The 727-nt window shown below is 39.1% G+C and carries 1 protein-coding gene; it reads right to left on the bottom strand.

The features are described from left to right. A partial coding sequence (locus ABD296_RS49585; protein WP_344285546.1) for an HD domain-containing protein occupies positions 1-727 on the bottom strand: 727 nt, incomplete at both ends.

Raw genomic sequence — 727 nt, 5'->3', positions numbered from 1 at the left:
ATACCCCTAACTCTGCTTCGTCATGCATCTCATGAGTACGGATTTGTACCTCTAAGGATTTATTCTCAGCAATAACAGCAGTATGTAATGAGCGATAACCATTGGCTTTCGGGTTAGTAATATAGTCATCGAACTGATGTGGGATATGACGCCAAATCTGATGAACAATACCTAATGAGTGATAACACTCAGGTACGCTATTCACCAATACACGTAAAGCACGAATATCATAAAGCTGATCGAAACTTAGGTTTTTGCTTTTCATCTTTCGATAAATCGAATAAATGTGTTTTGCTCGACCTGTAATTTCAGCTTCAATACCATGCGCCGCCAATTCACTTTTTAAACGGTCTATCACGAACTGGATATAATGTTCACGCTCAAGACGTGTTTCATTGAGTAATGAAGCAATCTCTTTATAACGGTCTGGCGCCAAATAACGAAACGCTAAGTCTTCAAGTTCCCACTTCAGCTGTGCAATACCAAGGCGATGCGCTAATGGCGAATAAATAGTTAAAATTTCACGTGCCACACGCTCTTGACGTTCACGAGATGAGTTTGCCAACTCACGTAAAGAGTAAGTACGTTCAGCTAACTTAATTAAAACGACACGAACATCTTCGGTCACTGAAATCAGCATTTTATAAATGCCGCTTAAATGTTCCCGTTGGTTGTTATTAAAATGGTCTTCTAGTCGTTTATTTTTTTCAATAAGCTCTGAAAGCTT

Origin of the sequence: Actinomadura napierensis (assembly GCF_039529375.1) — a bacterium.
GTDB classification, from domain to species: Bacteria; Actinomycetota; Actinomycetes; order Streptosporangiales; family Streptosporangiaceae; genus Spirillospora; species Spirillospora napierensis.
Note: the sequence above shows the minus strand (reverse complement) of the source record. Positions and strands in the feature narration are given on the sequence as shown.